We start from the raw sequence: 1,335 nt of genomic DNA on the forward strand, positions 1-1,335 counted from the left end.
CTCGCGATGTATGGACTCCCTCCCTCTGGAGGGAGCTAGAATTTATGGTGTCAAAGCCTAAATCTAAGGAGTCCATACATGAAAAAGTCTACTACTATCGCCATTGATTTAGCAAAGCACTCTTTCCAAGTTTGTAAGCTTCAAGGAAGCTCTGATGAGTTTAATAAAGTATTTACTCGCGAAAAATTAAAAGCTTGGTTAATACAACAACCTCCAACGACCGTGGTTATGGAGGCATGCTCTACAGCCCATTATTGGGGACGGTTCTGCTGCAACCATGGGCATTCGGTTTGCCTCATTGCCCCAAAATATGTCACGGCATATCGAACGGGACAAAAAACAGATAAGAATGATGCAACAGCGATTGCTGTTGCATCTCAGCAAGCTAACGCCCGTTTTGTCGCTTTAAAATCTATTGATGAACAGGCACTACAATCGATCGATAGAATAAGACAGCACTTAACCGATTCGATGACAGCGACAAGTAACATGGTTCGCTCCTTGCTTTCAGAGTTTGGCTTCAATATCCCCAAAGGACATAGCGCCTTTAAAAGGCACATTATTGAAATTCTGGAAGATGGTCAGAACTCACTTCCTGATATCTTAAGAGAGCACATAGCAAACGCATTTCATTTGCATGAGACCTTAGCAAAAAAGAGGGCAGATTTAGAAACGAGCTTAACCCAACACCTCAAGCACCATGATGCATGTAGAAAACTTGAAGCTCTAGAGGGCGTTGGTCCAGTCAATGCTTTAGGGCTTTATCTTTCGTTAGGAGCCAATGGCGGTAACTTCAAAAATGGTCGAGAGGCTTCGGCTTGTATTGGACTTACTCCAAAACAGCATAGTACTGGAGGAAGAGTTACCCTTTTGGGTATCAGCAAAAAAGTTGGACAGAAGAAGTTACGTTCAAGCTTGATACAGGGAGCGCTTGCTGTTGCGAAGGTTGTAAATAAACGAGAGCCAAGGAATGTTAAAGAGACTTGGCTCAAGTCACTGATTCAGCGTGCAGGGTTAATGAAAGCCGCGGTTGCTTTAGCAAATAAGACCACAAGAACAGCTTGGGCATTGCTTCATTATGGCAGTGAGTATCAAGTGCCTCTAACTTACGAGTAGTAAGTCAAAGACGTTATTTACATCTTGATATAGCGAAGAACAGGTAAGACCGACCTTGAAGAGCCAGATCATTCCTTTGGATTATTTCCGCGCTCGCGAAATGGCATCAAGGTGCGAATACATCTAGGGTCGAGTTAGCTACTCATTAAAACCCGAATATACGCATGCATCTAATCTATTCTCGCTAAACAAGTTGTAATAACTCGGGAGTCCATATAC

At 43.1% G+C, this 1,335-nt stretch carries 1 protein-coding gene; it reads left to right on the plus strand.

Annotated features, from left to right (window positions below; translation table 11 throughout):
• Positions 1 to 78 precede the first annotated feature (78 nt).
• Positions 79 to 1,116 carry an IS110 family transposase gene (locus tag R7P74_RS24780; protein WP_161440720.1) on the plus strand — a complete coding sequence of 346 codons (1,038 nt, stop codon included), beginning with the start codon at positions 79 to 81 and terminating at the stop codon, positions 1,114 to 1,116.
• The last annotated feature ends 219 nt before the right edge of the window (positions 1,117 to 1,335 follow it).

The organism is Vibrio sp. 2033 (assembly GCF_033339735.1).

Bases quoted from the DNA above. Each gene is read 5' to 3' on its own strand.
- R7P74_RS24780 (WP_161440720.1), top strand. From the start codon at position 79: ATGAAAAAGTCTACTACTATCGCCATTGATTTAGCAAAGCACTCTTTC.